This window comes from Sphingobacterium faecium, from assembly GCF_003054045.1.
Lineage (GTDB): Bacteria > Bacteroidota > Bacteroidia > Sphingobacteriales > Sphingobacteriaceae > Sphingobacterium > Sphingobacterium faecium.
Map to the genome: position 1 here is coordinate 1,001,870 of NZ_QBKH01000001.1, position 17,244 is coordinate 1,019,113.

Consider the following 17,244-nt stretch of genomic DNA (forward strand, 5'->3'; position numbering starts at 1 on the left):
ATGAGTGTAAAAATATCAGACCATTTTATTGGAATAGCTGCAAAACGTTTGAGTCGTGTTGAAATATTTTCACATCAGCATGAGTTCAATGGTATAAATGCTTTTAGAAATATCTTAGGGAATGATAGATTAAATTTCAAAGGAAATGTGATTTATTTTGCTGATGATGAGGAAAAAATGATTGATAATGCATCAGATTTCACTTGGTATGATGCACGTGAAAATAATCCTAAGCGATCAGCAGAATTTCGACTTTATTTTTCTGATCCAGAAGTTGTTCCAAATGCCTTAGTTGGAGATTTAGTTATTATGGGAAAAACAATTCATAATGAATTGACCATTATCGTTGCTGAACAAGATTCTACTGCAGAAAAGCAATTACTATTTCTATTTGGGCTTGAGGAAGTTGAAAATAGATTTATTGTGAGGGATTTTCGTGAAGATTATACCGATATTGGATTTGCTGGTAAATATATTTTAGAATCCATAGGGATTGAAATTGAGATAGAAGATGAAGTTGATTACCTTCAGATAATGCAGGATCAATTTGGAATGACTTTTCCAACAACAGCGATTTTCTCGCAATTCGCGCGTTCCACAGTTTCAGATGTTAGTATTCTTGATGATCCTGACCATGCTTTAATTTCTTGGTGGGACAGAGAAGGTGAACTATTGCGGATTTTTGAAAGAGCTGTGGTAGGAGAGAGAATTAGAGAGGGGTTTGGGGATGATGTTGATGGATTTATTCAATTTGCTTTAACAGTGATTAATCGACGTAAATCCCGTGCAGGACATAGTTTTGAAAATCATCTACAGACTATTTTTGACAGTTATAAAATAAAATACTCTAAAGGAGCAAAAACTGAAAGAAAGAATAGGCCAGATTTTATTTTCCCATCAGTAGATGCATACCGTGATTCTACATACCCAGAAGAAAGCTTGCATATGCTTGGTGTGAAAACAACTGCTAAAGACAGGTGGCGACAAGTTTTATCTGAAGCGGACCGTGTTTCAAGAAAACATTTAATTACACTAGAGCCAGCTATCAGTAAAAGTCAAACAGACGAAATGGAGGCACAAAACCTTCAATTAATTATACCTGTTTCCTTACATCAAACTTATTTAGCTGAACAGATGATGCAAATAATTGATTTAAAGACTTTTATTAACAAACTAAGTTAGTGTTGTTTCTTTATGGTTTATTTTACTTTAGGAAGATCAAATTCTGTAAAGCAATTAGCTGATAGTGGAACCACAATCTCGAATTGGTTTTCTATTAGTGATGATATGTACTCAGACGATCCATTTTCAGGTGTTTTTAATCCTGAATTTGATTACCATAGCGAAGAGGAGGCTATAATTAAAAGCTCTTATTTAGTTGATATGTTAAATGGTGCGAGCATTTTATTAGGTACAAATATTAACCTACAGCTTGACTTAATTATAAATGAGAATGTAAGAGTTGGTGAGTTTAATGATTATAGTAGCAGGATTAGTATCATTAAGAATAAAGTATTCGATGTTGATTATGATCGGACCATTTTTAAGAATTTTATGAAAAGAGGAAGATTAGACTTAGCACTGGTTTATTTATCAAACTTCGATCATTACTGTCGCTATTTTCTTTATATCCTTTCAAAAAATAAGGTGGATTTCATTTCTCTTTATAAAATATGGGAATCTTTAGAGGATCGGCACAACTATTTTTGTAAATTGTATAAACCAAAAGGAATCTCTCAAATTAAACTAAAAATATGGTTGAATAATTTAATTTTTTTACAGAAGTCGGAGCTATCAATTATTAATGCATTTACAAAATTTGCAAATCACTATGTTTATGTAGGGCAAATTTCGCGTCATGGTATTAAACTCTTTAATTATCCAGCTAAATTAAATATTTCTGAAGAGAGAATGACTAAAGATGAGATTCTTGAATTAGCATCATCTGTAATATTTAGAGCAACTATTAGGTCTTTAACTAAATTAAACTTTGCAATAAAAGAGTCGTCTGCAAAAATTTGTGCATATTATCCAAATGAATTTTATTTATTAAATAAAGATGAAATTCATTTGGATATAGAGAATTTTTTGTTTTAAAATTTTAATCATTAATTTTTAACAGCTTGATTGCAATAAGGATGAGTTAGTTGACAGTTATCAAAACTTCCTAAACCACCTGCAAATTTTTTTTGAATATGGTCATATGAAACAGATTTTTCAGGATCTAAATAACCATCAGTGAATGCAGTTTCTTAATTTTGTTTATTATTCTTTTTTGTGACAAATATAAAATGCCCGTTCAAATAGTTCGTCGTATGTTATTATCTCAATATTCTTTAAACTTTTTCTAAACATTTCGAAAGATGCATACTTTGTTTCATTGATTTTATTTTCAATAACGAATTCTTTTAAATTACCAATTATAACAAATGTTTTGGGGGAATATAAGAAGACAGTTTCTCCTGTTAAATTGTCCTCTTCATCCTTTATTTCAGTTTTAGAGGAAATTTCTTTTAAAGCATTTTGAACGGTGCGCTGAACTTGAGCTATTGCACCGGCTAATTCATCGGATATTTGCCAAGATTCGCCTCGATAAGCATGTTTAATATGCTTTAATAGAGGATCACTATTTAATTTTAATTCACAAAAACATAAAGAGTTTATTGCGCCTCTTGATTTTAAAAACGCATCAATGCGTTTACCTTTTGAGTTGAACGTAAAGCCACTGGTTACCTGTTCAAGTTTATTATTGTCAAGTTCAGAATTGAATACATAGTCTAATCCATAGCCTAATATCCAAGAATTTTTTTCAAAAAAGAATTGCCAGACTACCTCTTCTCCTTGTTTAGTAATATTATTTTCATTTTTATATTTTAATAAGAAGCTATTATCCTTTATGAGCTTTTCAAATATATCCAATTGATTTTTTCTATACCCAAAATTGATAATATCTTTTGTTGTTACGTTATTGTTTAATGCGTGCTGTATAATATCTAAATTTTCTCTCACAACCTTATTAGCTTGATTTTCATCTAAAAGCAATGATTCCAAATTATCATCTTTGATATTGAAAGTTGAATCGTGAGGAAACGATACTTCTTTTATTGATTTTAAAAAAAGATATAGTTTCTCTATTTCTTGTCCTGTAAATGAACTTTCTTTTGGTGCATTTTTTATCGGTTTTCTTGTTGTGCCAAATTGCTGTAGTATAAGTTTTTCAATTGATCGAGTTTCATCTAGTAAGAAAAGAGCTTTTAACTGCCGTAATCCATTAGTTGAATGCCCTAATGTGACTTCATCTTTCATTAGAAACTCATTTCCTTGATAATCTAAAATTTTATGAGCATATTTCTTTTTAAAACTAGAAAAATCATTTGAAAATGATTTAGCAAAGTCGGTTTTATCAGGCTGCCTTTCGTTGGCATACATTTCATCTAAATTTATATCTGCTTCCATTTGTTAAGTGATTTAAATAACGTTTAGGGAAATGATATTCATTTCCAGTGTTATCTTTCCACTGGGATACATCATTTTCTGTAATAACTGTGTATTTCATTTTATATTTCTTCTATATTTCCAAGGGTCAAAAGCACTTTGCTGTGTTCAATAACCTCATTTTATTTATTCCTACTAAGTGCTCTGCGTGAGCAAATTCATATTACTTCTTGAAAATGTTTAAAGCTAATCAAGCCTAGGTTTCAACATTTACAAGTTGTTTCGTAACCCTTAATCTCTTTCTAACTTCCTTTTAGCCTTTCCTATTAAGCGTTCGTCCATAGCTTTGTGGATCAGGTAAAGGGCATCAATAACATCTTCACCCTTCTCATTCTTAAATTTTCTTGATTTCCTTAATTTCTTAAACGCGCCTTTTAGCATTCCACTAACTTGGTAAATTGTTATCCCTTGATTTAATGGAGAGGGGAGACATCTGGTGAGTTCTGATTCTGAAAATATTGTTCCTATCTCTAAATGTTTAATAGCGAGAATTACATAACTGGCGGTATTTGTCAGACCAGCTTCTCCAACATTATCCGCAGCAGTATAAGGTCTGTCTTCAATTAACTTTTTTGTTGCTTCTGGCAGATCATCCCATAAAGGATACGTCGTTTCATCTTTTTGAAATTTGTAACGATCCAAGCCATAGATCAAGGGATATGCCTCTATCAGTTGTAATGTCAGTTCACGATCATTTGATTCAACGCCCTTATAGACCACGTTTTTACCTAACAATAGCAGGTCTATTTCATCTTCAGTTAGCTGAAAATGGAGTCTAAACATCTTACTTTTAGCCACAAATTTCTCTTCGTTGCTCATGGATCGAAATCATTTAGTTTAAAAGGTCGGAAATCTAATTCTATAAATAAATACTTCTCGAATCTTCCTAATTTGGTTATTGATTTTAAACAATCTTATTATTCATTTTGTAAGCCTTGCTGTTATGAGTTCTGTCGAAATTCCTATTTAACCATGCTTCAATATTTGGTTTTAATAAATTAAACTTATACTCATCTATTTTAAACTGCTTTATTGGAGGCCCCCATACATTTATTTTAATAAAATTAGGCACATATGCTAAGTCTTGATTTAAATCATACAGCTCAATTGTATCTTTTTCATGATTACCCTTTAGTAAAAGAAAAGGGCATCTTTCCCAGCGCTTATTTAAGTTGATCGATTTATCACTAATCGCTATAATCACATAAAAAGGAAAATCAGGGTCAAAAAATCTTCGACTATTTTTTATATGCGTTTCGGTTTTTAGTACGATCTTTCTTTCCAGAAGATTGGTTTTCAAGCTATTCGCTAGTTCGTTAATATCAGTTAAGATTAGTCCCTCGAAATCTGCTTTAAATTTCTTGAATTTAGCCCAATAGATTTCATAAGTTAGATGTTCCTTTTGTTTTTTCTCTCTTACTGTTAGCTTCCTCTTAATGCTTTCCCTATCAAGTTCTAAAAGACTTTTTTCTAGTGATTTAATAAGGTTTTCCATATCAGTCTAATATTTTTGACCTCATAAATTAATTTATGCTTTTCAATTGATTAGTAATAAATTTGTTGTGTGTTTATGATTTTTCTTTTTTATCATTTTCTAATGAAATCACCTTATAATATTCTTCGGGGCGACCTAATTCATAATTGTTGACATTATTTCTTTTTCTTTGTTTCCTTAATAGTAGTTTTAGGATTTTTTGAATTATATTCTTTCGTTGTATAGCGACCTGTGTCAGCTCTTCTATATTTTATAGTTGTTTTCGGTTTTTGAGCAAAACAACTAAATACTACAGTTGTCATTATTATCAATGATAATATCTTTTTCATTTTTTTATAGTTTTGAATGAAGCAGCGTAATCCTTTAATGGGCGCACAATTATTAAACCCATTTGATTTGCTATCTTCTTGGTTTGTAGTTTAGCAATAAGGTAATGTAAATTGGTAATTCATCTCTAATTACTATATATAATCTCTTAAAATATTATATTTTGATCTCACCAAATAAATCTTTAAAAGTCTCAAAAAGAGGAAAGTTCATCCCATCACAAAAATTTATTAATTCTGATGCAGTAGCTCTTTTAGTATTGCCACTTGCAAACTTTGACATTTTATTTTTCGGCATACCAATTAATGCTTCTACATCTCGTTTTGGTTGGGTATAAATTGAAAATAATTTGGCAGTTGGTGATAGATTATTAAATTTATCAACGAGTACGCCCTTCTTCCTGTCAGGAAATATTTCAGTTACGGAATCGTCAAATCTGTCTATTGTGACACCTGCATAAAAATTTGCTACATATAGTATTGGGTAAAATTCATCTGCATATAAAATAGCAGTACTTTCATTACTTAGAGCATTCATTCTGTCCTCGGTTAATCCTATTATACTAGCTATTTTTGCTTTGTTGGATTTTTTATTAGATAGGTATTTCCCAAGAGATGTTTTCATTTTTTTAAAATTTATACGATAAATGGTTTCAAAGTTTCTTTTTGTCGTATTTATTTGTATATTTGAATTAGTTAATTAAATAGCGACAAATCAAAGAGATATATTATCTCTGGAACGATGTCACTCATAACAGAAAACCGCTAATTTTCCATATGGGTCGATCGTGAGTTCGCTTTCTATTGGATTTTTGTATATTCGTACATAATTCAATAGGGCGAACTTCATGTCAGTCTCTGTGGAACCTTAACTTTTGTTAAGTTGGTCCTAGCGGTACCTCTGTCAGAGCTTTGGAGTTCGCCTTATTGTTTTTTTTAATAACAAATAGGATATTCCCTTGCCTCAAGAGTGCACATCGTTTTTCATAACCAAAAACAATTATGATAAAACGAATTAAAACCACCAAAAGAACCACCACAGACCAGATCCAGGATCAGCGTCATTGGTTCGTCAATTCCAATTTAAAAAAGAACACATTCTTTGCGCCAGAATGAGGCGTTACATAAAACATAATTACAAAATAGGATAGGGGATTTTGTTCCAAATCTAAAGAGGTGCGTTGTAGTACAAGCATTGGGTCGCAACCATACTTAATATTAAAAATGACGTCCTAATCAGGTTAAAACTAGCTTATTCCCACACTATGATGGATTATGTTTCCGACTTTTATTTTATTGGTACACAATTTATGCTCCAACAAAAAGAGGACCGGACGCCTACTTTTTTACTTGACACTTTAAAAGTACCATCTTTTTTTTAGTAAAGCAAATATTGTTCGTTGCGATTTTATCGTGATACACTAATATTTTAAAAGTCGGTTTTTGTTCTTTAACTACATGATGCAATGATCAAGACCATTATATAACCAATTGACGAAGACGTAAAAGTGCATTTTCCTGATTTATTTTTTTAACCTGGTTTTCCTTAATGCCCATGTTATGTCCAGTCGGGTAGGGTTTAAGGGAACTAATTTAAGCCTTTAAAGCAATGCAAAATACTTGCAAAGGGGACAGCTATGCGCTATCCCGTGAGGAAGAAATGTCTTCGTATTTAAGTAATAATACTGGTCTGATGATTAAAAAACCAAGTATGATAACACCAGTACCAAAACAAAAATCTAAAAAGCCTGCGGCAGTTAGGTCCAGATGTCGCGTACCTCATGTGCCTCTATCCATCGTAGCGCAAAGACCTAAAGAATTGTACTATTCGCTATTGGTTCCGTCAGCAGAAAAGATCGATCCCTATATCACCATTGTGAGCGATGCTCGCAAAGATGTACTTCGGATCACGATGGTCTGCATGGCTGTCTATGAAAGCTACCTATTTGCTTTGGGGCTGCCATCCAATTTTCCTAAAGAACAGATTATCGTGTTTGGACACGACCGAGCCAAATATATTCCTTGCCGATCCTGTGAGTATGGTGAAAAATTGATCTACCACTATGAACTCACCGTACCTGCCGATACCGCTGTAGAACAGTATCAGCAACGGATCTGCAATGATCTGAATGATCACTTTCAATTGGATGTCAAAGTTGAGCAGCTCTCGATAGTCAAAGATAGCAGATCGATCAAAACCAAGAATGGCGAGTCGGTAGAACTCATCTGGGACGAGCAACCGACGATGATCATGAGAGCGAGGCGGATGGTCTAAAAAAAACAAGAATCAAAACAAAGAAAACAAGTAATTAAAATAAATTTTCTACCTGTGAACCCGATTCTGCCGAGGGTACAATAGACTTTTGGGATCGAGTCTCCCTCGGCATGAAAAGGGGATCAGGTAGCTTTATGCCTAAAAAAGCTAAACAAATGAACTCACATATATTATATCAACAAAAACTCTGGGATTACCTCAGGAATATCTTTAAGCCTGAAGGGGAAGGCTTGCTGCTGATCAGCAAATTGCTGTTACTCGTCCTTGTATTGCCATTGCACATGGTAAGTACGGTGCAAGATTTGCATGCTTCGACAAAGGTCGAAGCACAAACGAATTATATACTAAAAGGTACAGTCGTATCTGCTGTAGATAACAAACCATTGGATGGTGTATCGGTCCGAGTTGAAGCCGAAAAGGGTAGAACCTCCACCAAGAAAGACGGTACATTTAACCTGTCTGTCGCGAGCCTGAAAGGACAGATAAAGTTTACTTACGTTGGCTACAAAAGCCAAGAGATCAATTATACCGCAGGAGTATCGATAACGGTAAAATTGATACCTGAGGATAATAAACTTGACGAAGTTGAAGTCGTATCAACAGGATACCAGAAAATACCCAAAGAACGGGCTACGGGAAGCTTCGAGTTTGTCGACAATAAGCTTTTCAATAGAAAAGTGTCGACAGATTTTGTGAGCAGGCTAGAAGATGTAGTACCGAGTATATCATCAATTAAAAATACACAATCTAATAGGGGAGCATTATTAAATATTAATGTGCGGGGGCAGAGTACTATGAGTGCGGAAAAATGGCCTTTAATTGTTGTCGATGGCATACCTTATCCAAGTAAGTATACCGAATTTGGATTAGGAATGTTCAATAATATAAATCCCAATGATATTGAAAATATCACCGTGTTAAAAGATGCTGCAGCTTCCTCGATCTGGGGTGCGCAATCGGGGAATGGTGTTATAGTAATCACAACCAAAAGAGGGAAATTTAATCAGCCCTTTCAGCTGGATTTTAATTCTAATTTAACTGTTTCACAAAAGCCTGATTTTTATTCACTTAAACAGATGAACAGTTCTGATTATATCAATGCAGAGCAATATCTCTTTGAAAAGGGTTATTGGGATAGTCGTATGGAAAATTACAGCTACACCTTGTCGCCTGTCATACAGCTTTTAAAAAGAAAAAAAGAGGGTTCAATATCCGACGCTGAACTCAACGCTGAGTTGGATAGATTAAGGGGATTAGATAGCAGATCTGATTATTTAAAATACATGTACAGACCAGCGGTAAATCAGCAGTATAGTTTGCAGATGAGAGGAGGTGGAGAAAAATTAAATTCATCGATATCCCTCGGGTACGATAATAATAGACAGTCACTGGTCACTTCAAGTTTCAACAGGGTTTCACTTAAAAATAACACGCAATATCGTCCTATTAAAAATTTGACCTTAGATCTAGGGATTTCTTACACGCAATCAAAAAGTAAAGAGAGCTATGTGCCTATGGGATATAATATGATGGTTCAAAATTACCCCTACCTGCAGCTTGCCGATGCTCATGGAAATCCTCTTTTTGTAGATGATATACCTTATAATCCAATTTTTCGGGATACTGTAGCAGGGGGAAGGCTATTGGACTGGAAATACAGACCATTGGAGGAAATGGATCAATCGTATCAGATTAACTCGATTAGGGAATCCATGGCTAATATCTCTGCCAACTATCAATTAGCAAAATCACTAAAAATAAGTGGCCTTTATTCCTATCAGAATGTGTATCAACCTAATGAAATATGGCGTGGTATAGGTACTGTTCAACAGCGTGAACAGATAAACTTTTATACCTCTTGGGATAAAAAGGGTGTCACTTGGGGACTTCCTGTTGGCGATTATATCAACACGTTGCATGGTAATTTCAATACTCATCAAGGCAGGTTTCAAGCTGATTTTAATCAATCCATTGGCAGTGATCATGAAATAAATGCTATCGGTGGGGCTGAGATCAGATCCATGAACATGAATTCTATTTCTTCTGTTTTTTTCGGGTATGATCCAGAAACACTTTCATTTCAGTCTGTCAAATACGGAGCTACAGTACCGGCCTTAAACGGTATTGCTGGCGGAGCGTTTTTGACGGATTACAATCAAATAACGGGTTTTACCAATAGGTTTGTTTCGTATTATATGAATGGAGCTTATTCGTTTAGACAAAAATATACACTCACGAGTAGTTTTCGTAAAGATGCGTCGAATCTTTTTGGTGTAAAAAGCAATAGTAAAGGACAACCGTTTTGGTCAATAGGAGGCTCGTGGTTATTGTCTAAAGAGGAGCTGTTGAAAGATGTTGGATTTTCATTACTGAAATTGAGAGCGACCTATGGCTACAATGGTAATGTGAACAATACAACTGCGGCTTATCCGATTATATATGTGCAATCTTCACCAAACTATACGACTAATCAAAATTATGCGTCAATAGAATCTCCTCCAAACCCGTCCCTGAGATGGGAGAAGGTAGGGATGTTGAATGTCGGATTAGATTTTGCTTTGTCAAGTAATAGATTAAGCGGATCTGTAGAATATTATGTAAAGAGACCAACTGATCTTGTTGCAAATACACAAATAGATCCAACGACAGGTTTTAATGGAATGAACATCAACAGTGCTGACTTAAAGGGAAGAGGGGTCGATATTTCAATAAACAGCAAAAATATAAACTACGATACGTTTAAATGGATGTCTAATCTTGTTTTTGCCTATAGTAGGACAAAAGTAGAAAAATCCTACCTCAGCAATTATAGAGCTAAAAACTACATTAGTGGTCCCGGAGGCTTACTGATGACTCCGATCGAGGGAATGGATCTTTTTAGTCAGTTATCTTATAAATGGGCCGGTCTGGATCCAGTTGACGGTTCTCCTCGAGGTTATGTGAATGGTGAAGTTTCGAAAGACTATGCAACTATGGTGAACAGTTCTTTGGTAACGGATCTGGAAAACCATGGGTCTTTACAGCCTGTGTATTTTGGTTCACTAAGGAATACTTTTCAACTAGGTGATCTTGAGTTTTCCTTTAATATAGCCTATCAGTTGGGGCATGTATTTAGCCGTGAATCTTTCGATAATAATTTCTTTATCGAGTCGGGTAAGGGCCATGCTGATTATGCCAAGAGTTGGCAGAAGCCAGGAGATGAGCTTGTTACTGATGTACCTGCATTTACCTATCCGAATAACAGTTTTGCCAGTCAGTTCTATAAGTATTCTTCTGCTCTTATTGCTTCGGCTGACCAAATTAAATTACGGGATTTGCAGCTCTCATGGCAGATTCCGTCACATTTACTAAGGGGGGTGAAAAGTGTACGAATTTATGGATATGCTCAAAATATCTGTACCATATGGCGTGCAAATAAATTTGGAATTGATCCCGAATATGGTAAGACTGTTAGGGATCCTTTTGCTCTTTCAGTTGGTTTAAATTTTAGTTTATAACGGAAATCTTATGAAACGATCATGATTTATTCAATCACATTGGGGAATGAATAAATCTGATAGTTTCATCACAATTTAAACCGCCGAAGGCAGCATGAATGCTTAAAGGGAAAATTGAATAATGAATAAACAAATTTATACAGATGAAAAATTATATTAGAATACTCGTATATGCTATCTCGATAATAACAATTTCTTGCGACGACTTTTTAGATAGCAAACCTAATCAGAAAATGGCTGTTCCAAAGACTTTGGAACATGCGGATCTACTGTTAAATGATTATAGTACGTTGAATTCGGTTTATCCGACTTTTGGTGAAATTGCCTCTGATGACTATTTTATAAGCACCGCTAATTGGAGTGGGCTTTCGGATATGGACGAGAAATTGACCTACAATTGGAGTGATCCCGATATTGCAAATAGTAAACAATGGCAAGCATCATATCGTGCTATATATCAGGTAAACCAAGTGTTGGAAGTTCTAAAGGATATTGAAAGAAATAAGCAACGATCCTTGTATGACAAAATAAAAGGAGGAGCCTGCTTTTATAGAGCATTTGCCCTACATCAGCTGGCAGTTGTGTTTGCTCCCGTATATGTTCCATCAAATGTAAATGCTTTAGGCTTACCTCTTCGGTTATCTCCAGATATTGATTTTAAGTCAGTAAGGTCCACGCTTAAGGAAAGCTATGACCAGATAATTGCAGATTATCAGATAGCGGTTAGGTTACTGCCAGATCAGGAAATACTGTTGGGTAGACCTACGAAGACCTCAGCATATGCGGGGTTAGCTCGGGTGTTTCTTGATATGTCAGATTATGAGCGTGCATATGCTTATGCCGATTCGGCATTGAATATAAATAATTCAATTGTCGATTTTAATACCATTAATGTAGGTTTGAGTATACCATTTAAACGTTTCAATAGTGAAGTCATTTTTTCAGCCAGTACGCCTTCCGCAGGACCGTTAGGTATTGCATTTTGTAGGGTAGATACTAATTTGTATCAAGCATATGGTGCGCATGATTTGCGTAAAGCCGCTTTTTTTAGGATTGGCTCTGGCACTCCTAATTATTATTCTTTTAAAGGATCTTACGATGGATCAACTTCCGGTATTTTCGTTGGACTGACGGTTCCAGAGTTGCTATTGATAAGGGCCGAAGCAGCAGTCCGCACCAACCGTGCTCCTCAAGCTCTTGCTGACTATAACAAATTATTGCAGAAGAGGATAAGTAATAATTTTTATACCCCAAGTTTGGAAAATGATCCTACGAAACTATTAACGCTAATTCTTGAACAAAGACGATTGGAATTGATTTTTAGGGGTAGAAGGTGGGCTGACCTTAAAAGACTAAATAGAGAACCTCGTTTTGCAAAACAATTAGTACGTGTACTAGATGGGAAAACATATTCACTTGAACCTAATTCTCTAAAATATGCTATTAAAATCCCTCAAATCGTAATCGAACAATCTGGAATAACACAAAATATAAGATAAGGAGTGATGATCAAAAATATAATTTACTTTTTATGCATGTGCATGTGCATGGCATGGAATGCACATGCTCAAAACAAGCATGAAACAAAATTTAGTCAGAGGCTTCATGTTGGGGATAAGGTTCCCCAACTGAACCATAGTCAGGTACTATTTAAATCAGCAAAGGATATACAGCTTCATAGCAATGATCAAGTTGTGCTATTGGATTTTTTTGATACTTTTTGTACAGCATGTATTGCTTCCCTTCCTAAGCTTCAGAAGTTACAGGATGAACTAAAAGAGAACCTGCAAATTGTTATGGTTACATGGCAGGATAAAGCAACAATTGAAAAATTTTGGAAGTCAAATGCTTTTATTAGAGAAAATAAAATTCAATTGCCTGTTATCTATGGAGATACTTTACTCCGTCAGTTCTTTCCTCATATGGGAGTTCCTCATGTAGCATGGTTATTTAGAGGATATGTTCAGGCTGTTACCTTTTCAGAGTTTATTAATCGTGACAATATATTGAAATTATCAAACGAAGGAAGCATAGCTCTGCCACTGAAATGGGATTTTGATGATGTGACTTTCATTAAAGATATTGAGACAAAGAACTTGTTAGGTGAAGTTAAGTTGACAGGATTTCAAGATGGAAGACCTACTCAAAGTTATAAGCACGAATTGGATAGTGTTAGTGGATTATATAGGACGAGTATTATTAATCAATCTATTTTAGGTGCATATATGACAGTCTGGAGTCAGATTAAGAAACCGACTTTTATTTTAAGACCCGACAGGATAGAATGGTTGGTTGTTGATTCGTCAAGATTTGATTATGAAGTTTCTAGTCAAACATCCAATGTGTGGTTAGCAAAACATGGAATTTGTTATGAAAGATTAGATAAACATCCACGAAACCCTATAGAACAGGCCAGATTAGTCTTATGTGACTTGGACAGGTTTTTGAACATAAAAGTTTACTGGGCCAAAAAAATGAGAAAAGTATGGGCCCTGAAGGGAACTTTTCATAAGGCTGATAAAATGGTGACGGGTAATAAAATATCGAGCTCAGATTTTCTTGCATTTGGAATAGATATGCAGAATAAATACCCGATTGTAATTGATTTGGTTAATGTAAAGGAAAGTTTTGTTTTACCAAAATATAAAAACCTTCAAGAGCTTAATAAAGGTCTGTCTAATTATGGATTACAGATTGTAGAGGAACAACGAGAAATTGACGTGCTGGTCTTTGAAGAAGTGAAATAATCAGAAAGGGGCACCGTTTAAAGTGCCCCTTTTTACTAAATATTATTTAAGGGCAATCCTTAGCTCTTCAAGCTTACAGTTGCATTTGAAGTCCTGCTATTAAGGGCCTGAATCATTTGATCTTTTACTGCTTCTGTCAACTCAGGATGGTTGTTACCATCATTTGTTGCTTGAATAGCACAGATTTGATTTGAGCCACTACAAGAAGGTTGACTTGCTTGCAATGTATAGTCTTGAGGATCTACGGGATCACCGCCGGTATTCAATGAAAAATACGCCATTTGGGCCTCCGATCTTTTTACTATATGTATATTAGGTTTATGAATTGATCACAATACGTTATCAGCGTATTGGCCCCCTGCAGCTTCCAAATGGAGGCTGCTTTTTTTGGCTTTAGGACTCCTTATTCGACCAAAAACTTTTTCCCCGTACCATAATCTGGGGAATGTCGTAAATCTACGTCCGTGTGCATCGCGCACCGGACCTCCGCAACAGCAGCTTCCTAATAAAGACCTGCGGTATACCGTGATCTGTACAGCAGTCCTGCAGCTCATAGCTGTAGACCCGTAGCTCATCCTAGAGCTAGCAAAGCGCCGCCCTTTTGGCCGCCTTCCAGATTGTCCTTTACTATTTTGCTGTTGTCGTTTCATGTTTAAAAATCTAGTTTATAATTTTAGATGCTATGGGTGAACTTGGTTCTGCTTGTTTCATATGGGTATCGCTATCGTTGGCGTCCACCCGTTGCATCTTTTATTTTGATCAATCTGCTAACCACCAATGGGAGAGGAGACATCCGTAATTATTGTACCGATCAACTAAAGTAAAGTTAAAGCCAGAAGGGGTGGTTTGAATCTTTAAGATTCGAGATATGCAACATGAAATTTTGAGATTTGCTTCATTAAATTTGATGAAATAAATCTTTAAATTTCTTGCAAGTGATGAATTGATAATCCTTAACGTGAGTCTATTTTGCTATTCAGATTGATGAAATTCGTGGCTGATCAATCTGAATAGCGCTAATAGCTGAGTATCGTTTAAATGTTAATACTGCTATAATATGCCGCAGTCATTCCTAAAAAGGAACTCTTGTCATTGACACTGCAATATTTGTACGCTTCGGGATAATCCTCTTTGAATTTCAAGATCCGTTCCCTTGCTGTGAGGTTAATAAGCTTGCCTCGGTAACTGCGTCTTAACAATACCTCTCCAAAGAAATGTTCGAGATGATGGAGAAATATAGGGTGTTTTTCCAAGAGTTTTGACAGTTTACTGTTCCTGATCAAGATGACGGTCGAGTCGATATCGGCCTCAAAACTGCTATGATCCATCTTTTCAATATGGTAGATCAACTGGTTGGTACTGACAAAATCCACGACCTCTTCGTATGGTTCGCTGGCATTTTCGATACGCTTGATGATCATACCATCCAGTATGAAATGCATATCAAATTGTTCAGCAGTTAAATATCGTTTCTTTTTGATTTTTTTGACCTCTATTATTGCTCGAATATCTTCCCATAATTGTGGTCCTATAGGATTGTGCGTACTTAAAAATGTATAAAACTTCTGCTCATCATTTGGTTTATTCATGAGGATATGTTTTGGTTAAAATGGAATTAATCCTAAATATACTTAAAAATAAACTTAAAATTTAAAAATAATCGTTTATACGTGTTTATTTTATTTATTTCGTATTTTTATTAGATCTTAGGTGATCATTTAATTGAGCTTTTCGGATGGTTGAAAAAGATGTATTGGCAGTCAATTTTTCTTTTATGTGGCTCTATTTTTTTCAAATGATGGTCGGAATAGTTGGATTGCGATAAACCAAATAACGGTTCAATATTAGCGTGACCTGAGCCGATAGAAACAGTCCTCTCCAGCTGTTTCTAATGGAATCAATTAAAGCAGGAGCTTTCTGATTTCTTCTTCGGGCAATCCGGTATAATCGGCAAATATGCTGATGCTGACATACTGATTGGATTTCAGTCCGTAGCAGTCACGGATAGCCTGAAAGATTTTATAGGTGTGCTTTTCGGTGCGTCCCAAGATCGCTGCCGCCTCTTTGGGATAGATACATAAACGATATTTATTTTTCATTGTAAGTTTACTTTGAGGGATAATCTGTTGACCAGATCATCGTGGTGAATGAATATGGATGGTGTGGTACCATAGACAGACATTCCCTATCAAACCATCTGCTAGGCAAGTATCAAGCATTGATACCGTATGGGTAAAGCTTGTTTGCCTATGTGCGGTATTGAAATAGCATAAGTGTATAGTAAGTGCATAGATACAGTATCAAACACCCTGTTTTGATACTGTATCTATGCACTATCTATGCTTTACATATGCATATGCCATGCTTTATCGATGCCTAACATCTACTTGACCGATGTGGTATGGCGCTTTAATTTTGCAAATCAGGTTTAATTCCTCTCCAGAAAAATGCTGTTATTGGTTATTCATGTACTAAAATAAGTTTTTCCTATAGAATTCAGTTTTATTCCTGATGATTTAGATTTTTATCGCCTGAGATGAAGTAAAATGGTATCATTATTCCCCATATTTCCGCTTATCTCCACTTTTGGACCTACTGCTCTTGGATGGATGGCCATCTTCGTAGTGTCAAAACAATAAAGTCATGGCAAGAGTAGAAAGTTTAATCAAGTTAAATGGAACGATCGGGGATCTTTCCTTTTACAAATCAAAAAGTGTGGGTTACCAAGCACGGATGAAAACCGGTGTTTCGGGTGCCCGAATTGCTAACGATCCGGCATTTGCCCGTACCCGTGAGAATGGGAGTGAGTTTGGCAGGTCACAGCAGGAGGGTAAAAAGCTGCGTGAACTGCTGCGCGATGTGCTGTTTGAAAATTCGGATAATAAATTCAGCCAACGTTTAGCAAGCCGCTTGCTCAAAGTTATTCAGATGGATTCGGTGAATATCCGCGGGGAAAGGGTGATCGTCCCTGAAAATCTGGTCCTACTGGATGGCATGGAGTGCAATCAACGATCCAGTTTGCGCGCCATCACCTTAAAACCCTTTACGGTCACGAACGACCGTTTTAGCGGTGATGGCTTTTTTTCATGCTCGCAGCTGATTCCCAACCTGCACATCGCCAAATTGAGTGGTGCTACGCATGTGCAGTATACGCTGGTGCTGCAGGAGTTTTCGGGAGATGAATTGGATCAGCGTCCTGTGATCCGAAGATCTGCTTACATCAAACTGGGAGAAATGCAGCCGATGGATGTGGATCTCATGGCTTCGATTGAAGCTGATCCTGAAAAAAGTGTATTGGTTTTGGTAGGTACTGGCTATTTTCAGATGGTCAACAATGCCTACTATCCGCTGGCCAATGGACAGTATAATGCGCTGACCATTAGTCAGGTGATCATGCCTTAATCTAAGG

16 protein-coding genes and 1 pseudogene are annotated in these 17,244 nt (G+C 35.7%); 7 read left to right on the forward strand and 10 right to left on the reverse strand.

What is annotated here, in order from left to right; translation table 11 throughout:
- Positions 1 to 1,182, forward strand: a complete 1,182-nt coding sequence (locus C8N37_RS04260) for a type II restriction endonuclease (protein ID WP_108157700.1) — start codon at positions 1 to 3, stop codon at positions 1,180 to 1,182.
- Positions 1,183 to 1,194: 12 nt separating this feature from the next.
- Complete coding sequence (locus tag C8N37_RS04265) at positions 1,195 to 2,097, forward strand: hypothetical protein (RefSeq protein ID WP_108157701.1); 903 nt, start codon at positions 1,195 to 1,197, stop codon at positions 2,095 to 2,097.
- A gap of 11 nt (positions 2,098 to 2,108) precedes the next feature.
- Here C8N37_RS04265 and C8N37_RS23255 read toward each other — a convergent pair.
- The 6 genes and pseudogenes from C8N37_RS23255 to C8N37_RS04290 all read right to left on the reverse strand — a co-directional run.
- Positions 2,109 to 2,198, reverse strand: a pseudogene (locus C8N37_RS23255) (HNH endonuclease); the annotation flags it as partial.
- 67 nt (positions 2,199 to 2,265) lie between these two features.
- On the reverse strand, positions 2,266 to 3,456 hold the full coding sequence (locus C8N37_RS04275; protein WP_108157702.1) for a Shedu immune nuclease family protein: 1,191 nt from the start codon (positions 3,454 to 3,456) through the stop codon (positions 2,266 to 2,268).
- 270 nt (positions 3,457 to 3,726) lie between these two features.
- Positions 3,727 to 4,314, reverse strand: a complete 588-nt coding sequence (locus C8N37_RS04280; RefSeq protein WP_108157703.1) for a hypothetical protein — start codon at positions 4,312 to 4,314, stop codon at positions 3,727 to 3,729.
- Between the two features lie 85 nt (positions 4,315 to 4,399).
- Positions 4,400 to 4,990 carry a hypothetical protein gene (locus C8N37_RS04285; protein WP_108157704.1) on the reverse strand — a complete coding sequence of 197 codons (591 nt, stop codon included), beginning with the start codon at positions 4,988 to 4,990 and terminating at the stop codon, positions 4,400 to 4,402.
- Positions 4,991 to 5,145: 155 nt separating this feature from the next.
- The gene (locus C8N37_RS22735; protein ID WP_170114442.1) at positions 5,146 to 5,319 is read right to left on the reverse strand and encodes a hypothetical protein; all 174 of its coding nucleotides are present in this window, start codon (positions 5,317 to 5,319) and stop codon (positions 5,146 to 5,148) included.
- A 154-nt stretch (positions 5,320 to 5,473) separates the two neighbouring features.
- Positions 5,474 to 5,941 carry a hypothetical protein gene (locus tag C8N37_RS04290; protein WP_108157705.1) on the reverse strand — a complete coding sequence of 156 codons (468 nt, stop codon included), beginning with the start codon at positions 5,939 to 5,941 and terminating at the stop codon, positions 5,474 to 5,476.
- A gap of 984 nt (positions 5,942 to 6,925) precedes the next feature.
- Here C8N37_RS04290 and C8N37_RS04295 point away from each other — a divergent pair.
- The 4 genes from C8N37_RS04295 to C8N37_RS04310 all read left to right on the forward strand — a co-directional run bounded on the left by C8N37_RS04295 (position 6,926) and on the right by C8N37_RS04310 (position 13,835).
- Positions 6,926 to 7,591: a hypothetical protein gene (locus tag C8N37_RS04295; RefSeq protein ID WP_108157706.1), complete on the forward strand. Its 666-nt coding sequence runs from the start codon at positions 6,926 to 6,928 to the stop codon at positions 7,589 to 7,591.
- Between the two features lie 155 nt (positions 7,592 to 7,746).
- A complete protein-coding gene (locus C8N37_RS04300; RefSeq protein WP_170114461.1) occupies positions 7,747 to 11,088 on the forward strand; it encodes a SusC/RagA family TonB-linked outer membrane protein in 3,342 nt (1,113 codons plus the stop codon).
- 143 nt (positions 11,089 to 11,231) lie between these two features.
- Positions 11,232 to 12,587 (forward strand): RagB/SusD family nutrient uptake outer membrane protein, encoded by a 1,356-nt coding sequence (locus C8N37_RS04305; RefSeq protein WP_108157708.1) that lies wholly within the window; start codon positions 11,232 to 11,234, stop codon positions 12,585 to 12,587.
- A gap of 48 nt (positions 12,588 to 12,635) precedes the next feature.
- A complete protein-coding gene (locus tag C8N37_RS04310; RefSeq protein WP_170114462.1) occupies positions 12,636 to 13,835 on the forward strand; it encodes a TlpA family protein disulfide reductase in 1,200 nt (399 codons plus the stop codon).
- A gap of 59 nt (positions 13,836 to 13,894) precedes the next feature.
- Here C8N37_RS04310 and C8N37_RS04315 read toward each other — a convergent pair whose 3' ends face one another.
- The 4 genes from C8N37_RS04315 to C8N37_RS04325 all read right to left on the reverse strand — a co-directional run bounded on the left by C8N37_RS04315 (position 13,895) and on the right by C8N37_RS04325 (position 15,934).
- The gene (locus C8N37_RS04315; RefSeq protein WP_108157710.1) at positions 13,895 to 14,116 is read right to left on the reverse strand and encodes a hypothetical protein; all 222 of its coding nucleotides are present in this window, start codon (positions 14,114 to 14,116) and stop codon (positions 13,895 to 13,897) included.
- A gap of 48 nt (positions 14,117 to 14,164) precedes the next feature.
- Positions 14,165 to 14,485, reverse strand: coding sequence for a hypothetical protein (locus C8N37_RS22640; protein ID WP_146170995.1), 321 nt, complete (start codon positions 14,483 to 14,485; stop codon positions 14,165 to 14,167).
- Between the two features lie 384 nt (positions 14,486 to 14,869).
- On the reverse strand, positions 14,870 to 15,424 hold the full coding sequence (locus tag C8N37_RS04320) for a cyclic nucleotide-binding domain-containing protein (protein WP_108157711.1): 555 nt from the start codon (positions 15,422 to 15,424) through the stop codon (positions 14,870 to 14,872).
- A 312-nt stretch (positions 15,425 to 15,736) separates the two neighbouring features.
- Complete coding sequence (locus C8N37_RS04325; RefSeq protein WP_108157712.1) at positions 15,737 to 15,934, reverse strand: hypothetical protein; 198 nt, start codon at positions 15,932 to 15,934, stop codon at positions 15,737 to 15,739.
- Between the two features lie 544 nt (positions 15,935 to 16,478).
- Here C8N37_RS04325 and C8N37_RS04330 point away from each other — a divergent pair.
- Positions 16,479 to 17,237 carry a hypothetical protein gene (locus C8N37_RS04330; protein WP_108157713.1) on the forward strand — a complete coding sequence of 253 codons (759 nt, stop codon included), beginning with the start codon at positions 16,479 to 16,481 and terminating at the stop codon, positions 17,235 to 17,237.
- Positions 17,238 to 17,244: the final 7 nt, after the last annotated feature.